Origin of the sequence: Sphingosinithalassobacter tenebrarum, from assembly GCF_011057975.1 — a bacterium.
Taxonomy (GTDB): Bacteria; Pseudomonadota; Alphaproteobacteria; order Sphingomonadales; family Sphingomonadaceae; genus Sphingomonas; species Sphingomonas tenebrarum.
This window is the reverse complement of the sequence record NZ_CP049109.1, coordinates 2,581,477-2,596,858: the sequence shown is the minus strand read 5'-3', so window position 1 is coordinate 2,596,858 and position 15,382 is coordinate 2,581,477. Positions and strand designations below refer to the sequence as shown.

The following is a 15,382-nucleotide window of genomic DNA, read 5'->3' as shown; positions in this document are numbered from 1 at the left end:
CCTTGCCTCCCCGGCGCCGGTCATTCGCCGGCGATCGGCAGCCGAACCACGAAGCGCGCGCCGCCCAGCCGGTCTTCGCGCGATTCGACATGGATGCTGCCCTGATGGCCCTCGACGATGGTGCGCGCGATGGCAAGCCCGAGCCCGGAATGCTGGCCGAAAGCCTCCCGGCTTGGCCGCACGGTATGGAAGCGGCGGAAGATCGCCTCGCGCGCTTCCTCGGGGACGCCGGGGCCTTCATCCTCGACGCGGACCACCGCGCAATCGCCCTCGATGCCGATCGAGATGGTGATCAACCCGTTCTGCGGCGAGAAGGAGATGGCGTTTTCGATCAGATTGTCGAAGACGCGTTCGAGCCGGGTGCCTTCGCCGAGGATCGTCACCGGCCCGCCGCCCGATCGCTGGTCGACGAGAATGCGGACCCCGTGGGGCAGGCCGCGCTTCGTCCGCTGGTCGACCAGCGCCTGGATGACTTCGCAAAGCCGCAGCGGTTCGAAGGTCGCGCGGCTGAGCTGCGCGTCGAGACGCGAGGCATCGGAAATGTCTGTGATCAGCCGGTCGAGCCGCTGCACATCGTCATGGATGATCGCGACGAGCTGTGCCTGCAGCTCGGGATCCTTGACGTTGCCGAGACCGTCGACCGCCGACCGCAGCGAAGCTAGCGGATTCTTCAGTTCGTGCGCCAGATCGGCGGCAAAGGCTTCGGTCGCGTCGATGCGTGCGCGCAGCGCCTGGGTCATGTCCGAAATCGCGCGGGCCAGCGAGCCGATCTCGTCGCGGCGGCTGGGCAGGCGGGGGACGACCACTTCGCGGGCACGGCCGAGCCGCACGCGCACTGCCGCGCGGGCAAGCCGCCGCAACGGCCGGACGATGGTCCGCGCCAGAAACAGCGACAGCAGCACCGAGACCAGCGACACGATCCCCAGCACGACGCCGAGGCGATAGCGTTCGGCGCGCACCGTGGTGGTGATGTCGCGCGCGTTCACCGTCGTCATCACTACCCCCAGCCCGGTGATCGGTGCGGCGGCGGTGATCACGGGCGTGCGATCAGGCGCGCGCCAGACGGTGGCGGGCGTGCCGTGCGTCGTTAGCGCCGTGCGCACGTCGGGCCAGTCGAGCCCGGCCTCGTGCTCGCGATAGGTGGGCGCGCGCTCCGCGCCCGCGACGCGATCGATCACGGCGTCCAGAAAGCGCGCGACATCCTGGCCCCAGGGGTCCTTGTCGGGATCGCGCAGCACCATGTTGCGCAGCCCCAGGTCGCGGCTGTCGGAAAGCAGCCGGCCTTCCTCGTCATACAGGCGGATGCGTGATCCGGTGTCGCGGGCGAGGCTGAGTACCAGCAGGTCGCGGCGTTCGTCGGTCGCCGATGCCAACGACTGGGCAACCAGCCGCACTTCGCGACTGGCCTGCGCGACTCGGCTGTCGACGATGCGACTGCGAAAACTGTCGAGATAGGAAAAGCCCCCGGCGAGCAGCGCGAGGGCGAAGATGTTCACGGCCAATATGCGGGAAGTGAGGCTGACCCGGCTGGACCAGCGCAACGCCAGTTGCGGCTCGTCACTCATCCGAGAAACGGTATCCCGCGCCGTACAGAGTCTCGATCGCGTCGAATTCCGGGTCGGCCTGGCGGAATTTGCGGCGGACGCGCTTGATGTGGCTGTCGATCGTGCGATCGTCGACATAAATGTCGTCCTGATAGGCGGCATCCATCAGCTGGTTGCGCGTCTTGACGATGCCGGGGCGCTGGGCGAGCGTTTCCAGGATCAGGAATTCGGTGACGGTCAGTGTCACGTTCTTGCCGCCCCAGGTCACCTTGTGCCGCGCCGGATCCATCGTCAGCCTGCCGCGCACCAGCGGCTGCGCGGCTTCGGCATCGCTCGCGTCGCCGCTGGGCTGCAGCGCCTCGGTGCGACGCAGGATCGCCCGGATGCGTGCGAGCAGCAGCCGCTGGCTGAAGGGCTTGGAGATATAATCGTCCGCGCCCATCGCCAGGCCGAGCGCCTCGTCCAGCTCATCGTCCTTCGACGTGAGGAAGATCACCGGAATGGCGCTGCGCTCGCGCAGCCGCCGCAGCAGTTCGAGCCCGTCCATCTTGGGCATCTTGATATCGAGCACCGCCAGGTCGGGCGGATTTTCGATCAGCGCCTTCAACGCGCTTTCGCCGTCGGAATAGACGCGGGTCAGAAACCCTTCGGTCTGCAGCGCGATCGAAACGGAGGTCAGGATGTTACGGTCGTCGTCGACCAGGGCGATGGTGGCACTCATGGAACCCGCGCAAACTCAATTCAGGTATCGCTCCTGCGGTTAGACGAAACTTCCGGTCCGCTCAATCGCCGCTGCCACAAGTGAGAGATTGACCATGATCACCCCTACTGGGTAGTTTCACCCCTACTGACAAGTTTTCATACCCAATTCGCGCGACGATGTTATACATGTCGCGAGCGCACCCTTGAGCAAGGAGAATGAGATTTGACCGAGCGCACGCCGCGGATGGGCATCGACGCCCAGGGCATCGAAACCGGCGCAGAGCTTTTCTGGAACCTGGACACGGCGCCGCTGGTGGAACAGGCTGTCTCCCGCGACGAGGGGCGTCTGGCCAAGGACGGCCCGCTGGTGGTCGAGACCGGCAAGCACACCGGCCGTTCGGCGAGCGACAAGTTCATCGTCCGTGATGCCGAGACCGAGGACAGCGTCTGGTGGGGCAAGGTCAACAAGTCGATGACCAGCGAAGCGTTCGCTGCGCTCAAGGCCGACTTCATGGCCGCGCTCAAGGACAAGGACACGCTGTTCGTTCAGGATCTCTACGGCGGTTCGCAGCCCGAGCATCGCGTGAAGGTGCGCGTGATCAACGAACTCGCCTGGCACAACCTGTTCATCCGCACGATGCTGGTGCGCCCGGAAGTCGAAGACCTTGCCGGGTTCGAGCCTGAATATACCATCATCGATCTGCCCAGCTTCAAGGCCGATCCCGCGCGCCACGGCTGCCGCAGCGAGACGGTGATCGCAGTCAATTTCTCCGAAAAGCTGATCCTTATCGGCGGCACCGCCTATGCCGGTGAAATGAAGAAGAGCGTGTTCGGCCTGCTCAACTATCTGCTCCCGGTTGACGGCACGATGCCGATGCACTGCTCGGCCAATATCGGCCCCAAGGGCGATACCGCGATCTTTTTCGGCCTGTCGGGCACCGGCAAGACCACGCTGTCGGCCGATGCCAGCCGTACGCTGATCGGTGACGACGAACATGGCTGGTCGGACACGGCGGTCTTCAATTTCGAAGGCGGCTGCTACGCGAAGATGATCCGCTTGTCCGAAGAGGCGGAGCCGGAGATTTTCGCCACGACCAAGCGGTTCGGCACGGTGCTCGAAAATGTCGTGATGGACCCCGAAACCCGCGCACTGGACCTTGACGACAGCACGCTCGCGGAAAACAGCCGCGGCGCCTATCCGATCGGCTTCATTCCGAATGCCTCGGAAAAGAATATGGGGCCGGTGCCGCACAATGTGGTGATGCTCACCGCCGATGCGTTCGGCGTGCTGCCGCCGATCGCGAAGCTGACGCCGGACCAGGCGATGTACCACTTCCTGTCGGGCTATACCGCCAAGGTCGCGGGCACCGAAATCGGCGTGACCGAGCCGGAAGCCACCTTCTCGACCTGTTTCGGCGCGCCGTTCATGCCGCGTCACCCGTCGGTCTACGGCAACCTCCTCAAGGAGCGGATCGCCAAGGGCGGCGTGTCGTGCTGGCTGGTCAACACCGGCTGGACCGGCGGCAAGTATGGCGAAGGCAGTCGCATGCCGATCAAGGCGACTCGCGCGCTGCTCAACGCCGCGCTCGACGGCAGCCTCAACAGCGCCGAATTCCGCACTGATCCCAATTTCGGGTTCAAGGTGCCGGTGAGCGTGCCGGGTGTCGACAGCAAGATCCTCGATCCGCGTGAAACCTGGGCCGACAAGGGCGCCTATGACCAGACCGCGGCGAAGCTCGTCGATCTGTTCAACGAGAATTTCGCCGAATTTGCCGATCATGTCGATGAATCGGTGCGCGCCGCCGCGCCGGGATCGCAGGTTCCGGCCGAATAAGCGCACTGCCAACGCGCTGGTCGCAAGGCCGGCAGATCGGGGCCCGCCGGTGCATTTTCGCACCGGCGGGCCTCGTCGTTTCGGGCGGTTCATGGTAGGAAACGGGCTCGTTTCGGACCAGAAAGGACGCCCCTATGAGCATGCTTGACGGAATTCTCGGCCAAGTCGTTGGAAATGTTGACGTCGCCAATCTCGCCGCCAAGGTGGGCCTGTCGGAAGAACATGTCGAAATGGCGATTCAGGCGCTCGCCAAGTTCCATTCGCGCGAGGGCGACACCGCCGAAGGCGCCGCCGCCGAAACCGGGCTGCCGCTCGACAAGATCCAGGAAATCGTCACGCATCTGGGCGGCGAAGGCTCGCTCGGCCGCTTCGCCGAACTGCTGCAGGGCAATGAGGGCATTGCCGGCGCCGCGACCAGTGCGCTGGGCGGCCTTGCCGGGGGTTTGTTCGGCAAGAAGTGAGGAGAGGCGGGCGCGAGCCCGGTTGTGAAAGATGACCGAGTTCGCGCCGCGCCTGTTCGACAGCGACGAAGCCGTTCGCCATCTCGGCGAAGGGCTGCTCGCATGCAGCCTGCGCCGCGAGGAGTGGACGCACGAGGCGCATCTCGCCGCGACGCTCTATCTGATGACGGCGCGGCCTGACATCGATGTCGATGCGCGGATCGGCGATCTCATCCGCGCCTTCAACGAAAGCGTCGGCGGCGTGAACGACGATCACAACGGCTATCACGACACGATCACCCATTGCTTCGTTGCGGGTGTGCGCCGGTTCCTGACCGAATGGCAGGGCGGGGAAGGGCTGGCCGAACGCGTCAACGCCCTGCTCGTCAGCCCGATGGGCCATCGCGACTGGCCGCTCCGCTTCTATTCGCGCGAATTGCTGTTCTCGGTGGCGGCGCGGCGGGGGCTGGTCGCGTCTGATATTGTCGCGCCGCCGGGCACAAGTTTTTCGGGGTAGGCGCCGCCCGCGCTGCGGCTAGTGTCGGGCATTATGCATGCGCGTGAAAATGACGGCAGCTGGGGGCTGACCGAGAAGGAAAAACAGACCCTGCGGCTGATGGTGCGTGGCCATGACGCGAAATCGATCGCCCGCGATCTCGGTCTGTCGGTGCACACGATCAACGACCGGCTGCGGGACGCGCGGCGCAAGATGGAAGTGTCGAGCAGTCGCGAGGCCGCACGATTGCTGCTCGACGCCGAGGGGCAGGGCACCCCCGAAAGTCTTGCGGACAAGGAAATCGGGGCAGACGCAGCCGCTCCGGCGCCCGATCAGAAGGGCGCGCCGGTCGACGGCGCTGGGATCGCCATCGGGCGTCCCCAATTCCTGATTGGAGCTGTTCTCATGACACTGACTCTTGGCCTTCTCGCCTTTCTTGCGGTTCCACAGCCGGTTACCACCGCGCCCGCGTTGCCCGCCGGCACGCAGGTTGCCCCCGACCCCGCCGTCGTCGATGCCGCGCGGCAATGGCTGGCGCTGCTCGACGAGGGCCGCTGGGACGACAGCTATCTGGCGACCGCTGCGGCATTTCGCGAGCTCAATACCGCGCAGGTCTGGTCCGACGCCTCGGAACGGGTCCGCACGCCGCTCGGCGCAATGGTATCGCGCACCTTCCTTCGCCAGGAATATGTTCCCGCGCCGCCCCAGGGCTATCAACTCGTCAAATTCCGCACCAGCTTCGCCAATCGGGCCGAGGCCATCGAAACCGTCACGCTGGAACAAGAGGACGGCGTGTGGCGGGTCGCGGGCGTGACCGTCGAATGATGCGCGACCGGCGGGGCGGCCGCAGCACCGTCCCGCGAGAGCGTCAGTACAGCTCGTTCTTGTAGCTCTCCGCCATCAGTTCCTCGGTCTGGACGATCTCTTCCTCGCTCCGCTTCTTCTTGCCCAGCAATTGCCGCGCGGCGATCGAGCGGGTTTCGGTCTGCCAGTGCTCGGGCTGCCACATATGCGAGCGGATCATCGCCTTGCCGCAGTGGAAGAAACATTCCCGCACTTCGACATGCGTGAACATCAGCGCGTCCTTGCCCTTCACTGCCATGTCGGCGAGCACCTCGGGGTCCTTGTGCAGCGTCGCGGCGCCCTTCACGCGCAGCGTCTCGCGCTGGTTGGGCACGACAAAGATGATGCCCACCTGCGGATTTCGCAGGATGTTGCGGAAGCCGAAGGTCAGCCGGTTGCCGAGCCGCTCGGGGATCAGCAGATTGCCGTCGCCATCCACCTGAACGAAACCCGCCGGATCGCCCTTGGGCGACACGTCGATCAGCCCCTGCTCGTCGATCGTCGCGAGGAAGATGAGCGGCGACTTCGCGATGAAGGCGCACATCGCCTCGTTGAGGCTGTCGATCACCTTGGCGCGGACGAATTCCATCGGCTCTCCGATCACGGCTTCGAGTTCGGCTTCGCTGGTGATGCGGTGATCGGGGGGCATTGGTTCTCTCCGGGCAGGGCGCTCTGCGGCGCTTTTCCGGGAGCCTATGGTCTTGCGGAAAGGTCTCCAACCCCGATTCCGTTGCGGGTTCGGCGGTAGGGGGTTATATCACTAGCCCATAATGGCAATACCCTTGGTGAGAGCGGCTGGGGCGAGCGAAAAATAGCCAGGTAGCGCATCCGCTTGTCAAAGATTCCAGTTGCAGGCCTCAGCCACTTGCGAAATCGCCTCTTTGCTCCCCGTCAAGTCAAAAACTGCCGTCACAGGACTTTCGTTGTAAGGTGTCGTCTGAAGTACCAGTCGGTCAGCATCCACCATTTCCTTGAGCATTGTGATTGGAGAGGTCGGATAGAAGGTCGCCTCGTTGTCTGTCGAGATGCCCCAGCGCTGCTTTTTCGAAGGTTCTGTGCCCAGCCGTCTAGTAACATACTTCCAGTTGTCATATACGTTGTGGCTATCGTCCCCTAGATAGTCATGCCAAATGGCATACAGTTCAGTTTTATTGGACTGACATCGTACGACGAGTCTCGGTGCGTCTCCGAAAGACGAACTGCCTTCGACGGCATTGAGAGAAACAATCACGGTTTCAGTGTCGTCGATTGGATTTGTTTCTCTCGAAATAGACCAGTCGCCGATTGGGGATGAGTCGGCCGCAATCGAATTTCCAGAAGTTGGGCTGTTGCCACTGGTATCGACAGGCTCAGACGCGCCTGGCTGACCGTAACACCGTTTCATGGCCCTTAGGAATCCATCATCTCCCGCGTAATATACGCGGTGGTCGGCATAGAAGAATGGCTTGAACCCTACGTAAGCGCCAAGACGATTCTTCCCGTTCACTTCACCAGTCGTGACTGCGCTATCGCCTCTGCAGACCTTGACGTCACGAAACTGAGCAGAATCGGGATCGATTAGTCCTTCGCGTACTGCTTTCTCCGCTTCATTTGCGCATGAGGAAAGTGCTATCAGCGCTGCAAAAAGCATGCCTGTCTTGAAATTCACCACCACCTCCCCCCGAAGATCAATAAGGATATTTTCAGGGTAGAGAACTGGTCTTGCTCAAGCAACACTACTTACATGCGGCACTGGTTCCGGGTGTCGCTATTTATCTCCCCCGATATACCGGTCCACCACGCGCCCCAGCACCGTCATCGGCACATTGCCGCTGGTCACCACCGCGTCGTTGTAATCCTTGAAGCTGAAGCGTTCGCCCATCTCCGCCTTGGCTTTGGCGCGCAGGCGGTTGATCTCGCTGTGGCCCACCTTGTAGCCGCATGCCTGACCCGGCCAGCTGCAATAGCGTTCGACTTCGCTGGTGACCTCGTCGAGCCCCGATCCGTTGGTTTCGTGGAACCACTGAATCGCGTGCTCGCGCGTCCAGCGCTTGGCGTGCAGCCCGGTGTCGACGACGAGACGGCACGCACGGAACGCGATCGACTGGAGATAGCCCAGTCGCCCGACTTCGAAATCGTCATAGGCGCCGAGTTCGTCGGCGAGCTGCTCGGCATAGAGCGCCCAGCCTTCGCTATAGGCGTTGAACGCCAGCAGCGATCGGATCAGCGGCAGGCGGAAGCTGTATTCGCCCTGCCAGACATGGCCCGGAATCGCTTCGTGGAAGCAGAGATCGGGCAGCGAATAGCGCGTGAACATCTGCGGATTGCGCAGGTTGAGCCACATCCGCCCGGGTACCGACCCGTCGATCGTCCCCGCGCCGCCATATGCCATCGGCGCGCCCGGCTCTGCCTCGAGCGGCATCCGCTTCACTTCCCAGTTGCCGGGGACGAGCGTGTTGAACGCCTGCGGCATCTTGTCGTGCATGTTTCCGATCGTCTCGCGCGCAAAGGCGAGGATCGCCGCGCGGCCTTCATCGCCTTCGGGGAAGAGATATTTCGGGTCTTTGGCGAGCGCGACCATCCGCTCGCCGACGCTCCCGCTCGTATAGCCGATCTTGTTGAGGATCGCGTCCATCTGCCCGTGCAGCTCGGCCACCTGATCGAGGCCCATCTGATGCACCTCGTCAGGTGTCATCGTCGTCGTCGTGCCCGCGCGCAGCGCCCAGGCGTAATATTCCGCGCCGTCGGGGAATTTCCACACGCCCGCATCGCTGGTCGCCTGTGCGCGGTGGCGCTTGAGCTCGGCGATCTGGCGTTCGAGCGCGGGCGCGACTGCTTCGCGCGCGATCACTTCGGCCGCACCGGCATAATCGGCGGGATAGTCTTCGGTCCGCCCGGCGAGCGATGTCACGATGCCCCATTGCGCCGGATCGCCGTCGGTCGCGATGGCGAGCGAGGACAGCGCCTTGTCGAGCAGGAAGTCGGGGGCGACCACGCCTTCGCCCTCGGCGATCTTCAGCCGCTCGGTCTCGCCGTCCAGCGCATCGGCATATTCGCGCATCCGGGCGAGATAGGCATCGGCATCGGCGGGCCGCTCGATCTTGTGATCGCTGTCGAGCATCTGCGGAATATCGAGATAGGCGCCGACATTCTGGACGACGACATAAGGCGAATTGCGCCACCCGCCGACCGACACGTCGCCATAGGCGAAGTCGAGCCCGTCGAGCGCGAGGCCATAGGCGGTCTTCGCGACATCGACATTGACTCGCATCGTCGAGGACAGTGCGTCCATGTCGAGCCGCGACAGCGTCGCGATATCCTCGCGCAATGTGGTGGCGACCTGCGCGCGCCCTTCGGGGCTGCGGTCGGTCAGCTCGAATTTCTTGTTCGCGCGCGTTTCGGTGTCGATGCCCAGATAGGTCGCGCTTTCGGGGAACAGGTCGAGATAGCGTTCGGCGACGACATCGATCAGCGCCTGCGCCCGGTCATCGGCCGATTGCGGCGCGGCCAAGGCGCGGGCCGGCACCGTTCCGGCGAGAATGCTGGCGCTGGCACCGGCGAGCAACGAACGGCGAGTGGTGGTGAGCAATTCGTATCTCCAAGCTAGTTCCTCCCCCCGGAGGGGGAGGGGAACCGCGAATCGGTGGAGGGGTATTGGCCTCGCACGCATCGCTTGTGGCTTCACCCCTCCACCATGCTGCGCATGGTCCCTCTCCCCTTGCAGGGGAGGAACTCGAGTGGCGATCCTGATCTACTCCGACCCTAGCATCTCCATCGGCTCGACCAATAGCGAGCCGTCCCGCGTGCCGACGATCTTCACATGCGTGCCCGCAGGCGCATCGGCACCCAGCGCGGACCATTCGCCGTCACCGACGCGCACGCGGCCCTGACCGCCCTCGATCGGCGTCACCACCGTCACCGTCTGTCCGATCAGCCGCGCGACGCGATCGTTGAGCATCGGATCGCTCGTCTCGACCGGATAGTCGCGATACCAGCGCTTGCCGATCGCCACCGTCACCGCCGACCATGCGGCAAAGCCGATCAGCTGGCCGCCGATCGACAGCTCCGGGAAGAACAGCGTGATCGCGCCGGTGATCGCAGCGGCAACGGCAAGGAAGATCAGAAAGACGCCCGGCACCATCAATTCGGTGACCGCCAGCGCCACCGCCGCGATCAACCACCAGAGCCCGGCATCGTTGATCCAGTCCATCACTCGTCCTGTGCGAAAGGCCCGCGGCGTTTGGGCGGGGTGGGGGAAACATTGTCGCCCATGACTTCCTTGGCCAGCTCGCCGATCCCGCCCAGCGTGCCGATCAGCTGTGTCGCCTCGACGGGGAACAGGATCGTCTTGGCATTGGGCGAAGTCGCGAACTTGCCGACCGCGTCGACATATTTCTGCGCGACGAAATAGTTGATCGCCTGGGCATTGCCCGAAGTGATCGCTTCGCTGACCAGCTGAGTCGCCTTGGCTTCGGCTTCGGCGGCGCGTTCGCGTGCCTCGGCTTCGCGATAGGCGGCTTCGCGTTTGCCCTCGGCTTCGAGGATCGCGGACTGTTTGAGCCCTTCGGCGCGCAGGATCTGCGACGCCCGGTCGCCTTCTGCGTCGAGGATGTTGGCGCGTTTCTCGCGCTCGGCCTTCATCTGCCGCGCCATTGCGTTGACGATGTCCGTCGGCGGGCGGATGTCCTTGATCTCGACGCGAGTGATCTTGACGCCCCAGGGCGTCGTCGCGTGATCGACCACCGAAAGCAGCCGCGCGTTGATCTCGTCACGCTTGGACAGCGTCTCGTCGAGGTCCATCGACCCCATCACGGTGCGCAAATTGGTCGTCGCGAGGTTGAGCAGTGCGACGTAGAGATCGGAGACTTCATAGGCGGCCTTGGCGGCGTCGAGCACCTGGAAGAACACGACGCCGTCGGTCTGGATCATCGCATTGTCCTTGGTGATGATCTCTTGCCCCGGAATGTCGATCACCTGCTCCATCATGTTCACGCGGCGGCCGACGCGATAGAGGAAGGCAGGGAAGAAATTGAAGCCGGGCGTTGCCGTTCCGGTGTACCGGCCGAAATATTCTATCGTATATTGATAGCCCTGGCGGACGATCTTCACGCTGAAGAAGAGGTAGAGGACCACCAGCACGGCAATGAACACCAGCAAGGTCATTAACGCGTCCATTCCCTCGACTCCCTCTCGATTTCGTCCGCTCTTGCTAGCATAGGTAGCGGCTATGGCTACCAAAACCCGAATCGCGCCGCGCACCGCGCTGTTTCTTCCGGCATCCAATCCGCGTGCGCTCGCCAAGGCGCGCACGCTCGACGCCGATCTGATCATCCTCGACCTCGAGGACGCAGTGAAGCCCGAAGACAAGGAAAGCGCGCGCGAGGCCGCCGCCGAGGCGCTGGCCGAAGGCTTTGGCGGCAAGCCGGTCGCGGTGCGTATCAACGGCGAGACCACGCCGCATCACGGCCCCGACATGATCGCGATGCGGACGACGAGCGCCGACTATATCGTCGTGCCCAAGGCGGAGACGGTGAAGTCGGTCGATAATGTCTTCTCGGTGACGATGAAGCCGTTGCTGACGATGATCGAAACCCCGCTTGGCGTGTTCGGCGCGCGCGACATTGCCGCGCGGACCCATGTCCACGGCCTGATCGCGGGCACCAATGATCTGCGCGCGGAGATCGGCATTCCGGCGTCCTCTTCGCGCGCGGGGTTGCTGCTTTCGCTGCAGATGATCGTGCTCGCCGCGAGTGCTGGCGATGCCTGGGCGCTCGACGGCGTGTACAATGCGCTCGACGATGCCGAGGGGCTGCGCGCCGAATGCCATGCGGGCCGGGCGCTCGGCTTCGACGGCAAGACGCTGATCCATCCCAACCAGATCGTTCCCGCGCGCGACGCCTTCTCGCCGACGCAGGAGGAACTGGAGGAAGCGCGTGCGCTGGTCGAGGCGGCGAAGGGCGGGGCGGAGCGGTTCCGCGACCGGATGATCGAGGAGATGCATGTCGCGCAGGCGCGGCAGCTGCTGGCGCGCGCGGAGCGATAGGCAATGCGCCTTCGCCCGGGCTATGCGCTCGCGGCGCTGCTGATCTTCGCGGTGGAAGTGCTGATCGCGCTTTACGTTCGCGACGCCTTCGTGCGGCCGCTGCTCGGCGATGTGCTGGCGGTCATCCTCGTCTATCTCGGGTTGCGCGCGATCCTGCCGATCGGCGTTCGCGCTGCGGCGCTGTCGGCGCTCGCCATCGCCTTCGCCATCGAGTTCGGCCAGCTGCTGGGGCTCGCCGATATGCTCGGCCTTGCGCGCGGTTCGCCGTGGCGTGTGGTGATCGGTTCGCACTATGACTGGCGCGACCTGATCGCCTACACCGCCGGCACGCTCGCGGCGCTGCTCGTCGAACGGCTTCGCGCGACATTCCCCTAGCGCAACTTTCGCCCCTTGGTTACATGGACCGCCAATCTCCGACTCAGGATAGCTGGCACCTCATGGAAATCCCCTACGGCCTCACCTTCGACGACGTCCTTCTCTATCCGGGCGAATCCGAAGTGGTGCCCAGCATGGCGGACACGCGGACGCGCGTGACGAAGGATCTGGCGCTCAACATCCCGGTTCTTTCCTCGGCGATGGATACCGTCACCGAAGCCGACATGGCGATCGTTATGGCGCAGCTGGGCGGGATCGGCGTGCTTCACCGCAATCTCTCGATTCTCGAACAATGCGACGCGGTGCGCCAGGTAAAGCGTTTCGAAAGCGGGATGGTCGTCAATCCAATCACGATGGCGCCTTCGGGAACGCTTGCCGAGGCGCAGGCGCTGATGGACCGCAACCGGATCAGCGGCATTCCGATCACCCAGCCCGACGGCAAGCTGGTGGGCATCCTCACCAATCGCGACGTGCGCTTCGCCGAAAACCCGCAACAGCCGGTTTCCGAGCTGATGACGCACGAAAATCTGGCGACGGTATCGGCCGGCGTCAGCCAGGAAGAGGCGCGCCGCCTGCTCCATCAGCGGCGCATCGAAAAGCTGCTGGTGGTCGACAAGGACTATCGCTGCATCGGCCTGATCACGGTGAAGGACATCGAAAAGGCGGTCCTCTATCCCAGCGCGACCAAGGACGGCGCGGGCCGCCTGTGCGTCGCCGCCGCTACCACGGTCGGCGACAAGGGCTATGAGCGCACCGCCGCGCTGGTCGACGCCGAAGTCGACCTGATCGTGATCGACACCGCGCACGGCCACAACAAGGACGTGGCGCGTGCCGTCGAGCGCGTGAAGAAGCTTTCGAACAACGTCCAGGTCGTCGCCGGCAACGTCGCGACGGGCGAGGCGGCCAAGGCGCTGATCGGTGCGGGCGCGGACGGCGTGAAGGTCGGCATCGGCCCGGGCTCGATCTGCACGACGCGCGTCGTCGCGGGCGTCGGGGTGCCGCAGCTTACCGCCGTCATGGAAACCGCCGAGGAGGCGTTCCGCCACGACGTGCCGGTGATCGCCGATGGCGGCCTGCGCACCTCGGGTGACATCGCCAAGGCGCTGGCGGCGGGCGCATCGACCGTGATGGTCGGGTCGCTGCTCGCGGGCACCGAGGAAGCGCCAGGAGAAACCTTTCTGTATCAAGGCCGTGCGTATAAAAGCTATCGCGGCATGGGAAGTGTCGGCGCGATGGCGCGCGGCTCGGCTGACCGCTATTTCCAGCAGGATATCAAGGATCAGCTCAAGCTCGTTCCCGAGGGGATCGAGGGCCAGGTTCCCTATAAAGGCCCGGCGCGCGACGTGATCCACCAGCTGGTCGGCGGGGTGAAGGCGGCGATGGGCTATGTCGGCGCGCCGACGCTGCCCGAGCTGCGCGAAAAGGCACGGTTCGTGCGGATCACCAACGCGGGATTGCGCGAAAGCCATGTCCATGACGTCACCATCACCCGTGAGGCGCCCAATTACCCGACGCGCTGATCGCGGGCAGCCCGAACGTAACCGAACCGACTTATTCGGCGCATAGGGCGGCGCGATGACACATCACGCCATGCGCCTTGGACGACGCAGCTTCACTTTCGGTCTCACCTCGCTTGCCTTTTCCGGGCTGGCGCTGAGCGGATGCGCGGCGTCGCGCGGTTCCGCGACGGCGCTGTCCGAAGGCTATGGTCCGCTGCGGGAGGATCCCGCCGGGCTGCTCGATCTTCCGCCGGGCTTTTCCTATCGGGTTATTTCGTCCTTCGGCGATCCGATGGACGATGGCCTGCGCGTTCCCGATCGCTGCGACGGTATGGGCGCGTTCGATCTGGGCGGCGGCAAGGTCGCGCTGGTCCGCAACCACGAACTCAAGCCGCATCACGGCGATACCGGCGCATTTGCCGATGCGATTGCGCGGGCGGGGGAGGGCGCCGGATATGATCGCGGCGCCGACGGCGTCTGGCTGCCCGGCGGCACCACCACACTGGTCTATGACCTCGCGTCCGGCAGAGTCGAGCGCCAGCACCTCAGCCTGGTCGGCACGATCCGCAATTGCGCGGGCGGCGTAACGCCGTGGGGAAGCTGGCTGACCTGCGAGGAAGACGTTTCGCGTGCCGGTGACGGGCTGGGCAGGGATCATGGCTGGGTGTTCGAAGTACCCGCCACCGCGCCCGGCCGCGTCGACGCGGTGCCGCTGCGCGACCTCGGTCGTTTCAATCACGAAGCGGCTGCGGTCGATCCGCGCACCGGGATCGTCTATCTGACCGAGGATCGCGACGACAGCTTGTTCTACCGTTTCCTTCCGCTCGTACCGGGGCAGCTTGCCCGGGGCGGGAAACTGCAGGCGCTGGCGTTTGTCGATCCGGCTCTGGGTAGCGACAGCCGCAACTGGAGCGAAGTAGTGCTCGGTGTCGGGCAATGGGCCGATGCCCGCTGGATCGACCTCGACGGCACCGACAGCCCCGACGATGATCTGCGCAAACGCGGCAATGCGGCCGGTGCGGTGCGCTTCGCCCGTGGCGAGGGTATCCATTACGGCGATGGCGAATTCTATTTCTGCTGCACTTCGGGAGGCGCGGCGAAGCTGAGCCAGATCATGCGCTATCGTCCGTCGACCTTCGAGGGGAGAGCCGAGGAGCGCGAGGCGCCGGGGCGGCTCCAGCTGTTCGTCGAATCGACCGACGGCGCAATGCTCAATTTCGGCGACAACATCGTCGTTGCGCCGCACGGCCATCTCTATGTCTGTGAAGACCAATATACCGCGATCGTCGACAATCACCTGCGCGGCGTGACGCCCGAGGGTCGCGTCTATCCCTTCGCGCGGTTGCGCGTGCAAACAGAGCCTGCGGGCGCCTGTTTCTCGCCCGATGGCAGCACGATGTTCGTAAATGCCTACAGCCCTGGAAAGACGCTGGCGATCACCGGGCCGTGGGGGCGCTTCCCCGGCTGAATCGACGGGCGGATCGTCCTGCCCCTTTCAATGTAGGGTTTCGTCTGCTTTGGGAGGGGGATGGCCGCTCCCGTTTTCCCTGCATCGCATCGCGCCGATTTGACTCCGTTCCTCGCGTGCGCGCGTGCGCGGGAGCGCGCGCACGCGTGTTACGTCGCG

15 protein-coding genes are annotated in these 15,382 nt (G+C 64.4%); 8 read left to right on the top strand and 7 right to left on the bottom strand.

The genetic code is table 11. From position 1 onward, the window contains the following. Window positions 1–20 precede the first annotated feature (20 nt). Together G5C33_RS12840 and G5C33_RS12835 are read right to left on the bottom strand one after the other, a co-directional pair. The gene (locus G5C33_RS12840; protein WP_165327578.1) at window positions 21–1,565 is read right to left on the bottom strand and encodes a sensor histidine kinase; all 1,545 of its coding nucleotides are present in this window, start codon (window positions 1,563–1,565) and stop codon (window positions 21–23) included. Continuing rightward, the gene (locus G5C33_RS12835; protein ID WP_165327577.1) at window positions 1,558–2,265 is read right to left on the bottom strand and encodes a response regulator transcription factor; all 708 of its coding nucleotides are present in this window, start codon (window positions 2,263–2,265) and stop codon (window positions 1,558–1,560) included. The genes G5C33_RS12840 and G5C33_RS12835 overlap by 8 nt, the downstream gene beginning before the upstream one ends. Before the next feature lie 204 nt (window positions 2,266–2,469). Between G5C33_RS12835 and G5C33_RS12830 the strand changes: the two genes are divergently transcribed. The 4 genes from G5C33_RS12830 (at window position 2,470) to G5C33_RS12815 (ending at window position 5,841) form a co-directional block, all read left to right on the top strand. After that, entirely contained in the window at window positions 2,470–4,080 is a 1,611-nt protein-coding gene (locus G5C33_RS12830) for a phosphoenolpyruvate carboxykinase (protein WP_165327576.1), read from the top strand. A 134-nt stretch (window positions 4,081–4,214) separates the two neighbouring features. Further along, window positions 4,215–4,541 (top strand): hypothetical protein, encoded by a 327-nt coding sequence (locus G5C33_RS12825; RefSeq protein WP_165327575.1) that lies wholly within the window; start codon window positions 4,215–4,217, stop codon window positions 4,539–4,541. A 31-nt stretch (window positions 4,542–4,572) separates the two neighbouring features. After that, window positions 4,573–5,037, top strand: coding sequence for a hypothetical protein (locus G5C33_RS12820; protein ID WP_165327574.1), 465 nt, complete (start codon window positions 4,573–4,575; stop codon window positions 5,035–5,037). Between the two features lie 33 nt (window positions 5,038–5,070). Further along, the gene (locus G5C33_RS12815) at window positions 5,071–5,841 is read left to right on the top strand and encodes a helix-turn-helix domain-containing protein (protein WP_165327573.1); all 771 of its coding nucleotides are present in this window, start codon (window positions 5,071–5,073) and stop codon (window positions 5,839–5,841) included. A 43-nt stretch (window positions 5,842–5,884) separates the two neighbouring features. Here G5C33_RS12815 and G5C33_RS12810 read toward each other — a convergent pair whose 3' ends face one another. The 5 genes from G5C33_RS12810 to G5C33_RS12790 all read right to left on the bottom strand — a co-directional run bounded on the left by G5C33_RS12810 (window position 5,885) and on the right by G5C33_RS12790 (window position 11,013). Then, window positions 5,885–6,508, bottom strand: a complete 624-nt coding sequence (locus G5C33_RS12810; protein WP_165327572.1) for an MSMEG_1061 family FMN-dependent PPOX-type flavoprotein — start codon at window positions 6,506–6,508, stop codon at window positions 5,885–5,887. Window positions 6,509–6,694: 186 nt separating this feature from the next. Continuing rightward, window positions 6,695–7,507 (bottom strand): type VI secretion system-associated protein TagO, encoded by an 813-nt coding sequence (locus tag G5C33_RS12805; RefSeq protein ID WP_165327571.1) that lies wholly within the window; start codon window positions 7,505–7,507, stop codon window positions 6,695–6,697. Between the two features lie 99 nt (window positions 7,508–7,606). Beyond that, window positions 7,607–9,427, bottom strand: coding sequence for a DUF885 domain-containing protein (locus G5C33_RS12800; protein WP_228275061.1), 1,821 nt, complete (start codon window positions 9,425–9,427; stop codon window positions 7,607–7,609). Between the two features lie 162 nt (window positions 9,428–9,589). Next, window positions 9,590–10,048, bottom strand: coding sequence for an NfeD family protein (locus G5C33_RS12795; RefSeq protein ID WP_165327569.1), 459 nt, complete (start codon window positions 10,046–10,048; stop codon window positions 9,590–9,592). Further along, entirely contained in the window at window positions 10,048–11,013 is a 966-nt protein-coding gene (locus G5C33_RS12790; protein WP_228275060.1) for an SPFH domain-containing protein, read from the bottom strand. Before G5C33_RS12790 ends, G5C33_RS12795 begins: the two co-directional genes overlap by 1 nt. Before the next feature lie 52 nt (window positions 11,014–11,065). On the opposite strand from G5C33_RS12790, the gene G5C33_RS12785 reads away from it, so the two are divergent. From G5C33_RS12785 to G5C33_RS12770, 4 genes are all read left to right on the top strand, one after another. After that, the gene (locus G5C33_RS12785; RefSeq protein ID WP_165327568.1) at window positions 11,066–11,881 is read left to right on the top strand and encodes an HpcH/HpaI aldolase/citrate lyase family protein; all 816 of its coding nucleotides are present in this window, start codon (window positions 11,066–11,068) and stop codon (window positions 11,879–11,881) included. A gap of 3 nt (window positions 11,882–11,884) precedes the next feature. Continuing rightward, complete coding sequence (locus G5C33_RS12780; protein WP_165327567.1) at window positions 11,885–12,256, top strand: ribosomal maturation YjgA family protein; 372 nt, start codon at window positions 11,885–11,887, stop codon at window positions 12,254–12,256. Between the two features lie 62 nt (window positions 12,257–12,318). Beyond that, a complete protein-coding gene (guaB, locus tag G5C33_RS12775; RefSeq protein WP_165328855.1) occupies window positions 12,319–13,776 on the top strand; it encodes an IMP dehydrogenase in 1,458 nt (485 codons plus the stop codon). A 55-nt stretch (window positions 13,777–13,831) separates the two neighbouring features. Continuing rightward, window positions 13,832–15,223 carry an alkaline phosphatase PhoX gene (locus G5C33_RS12770; protein ID WP_228275059.1) on the top strand — a complete coding sequence of 464 codons (1,392 nt, stop codon included), beginning with the start codon at window positions 13,832–13,834 and terminating at the stop codon, window positions 15,221–15,223. Window positions 15,224–15,382 lie beyond the last annotated feature (159 nt).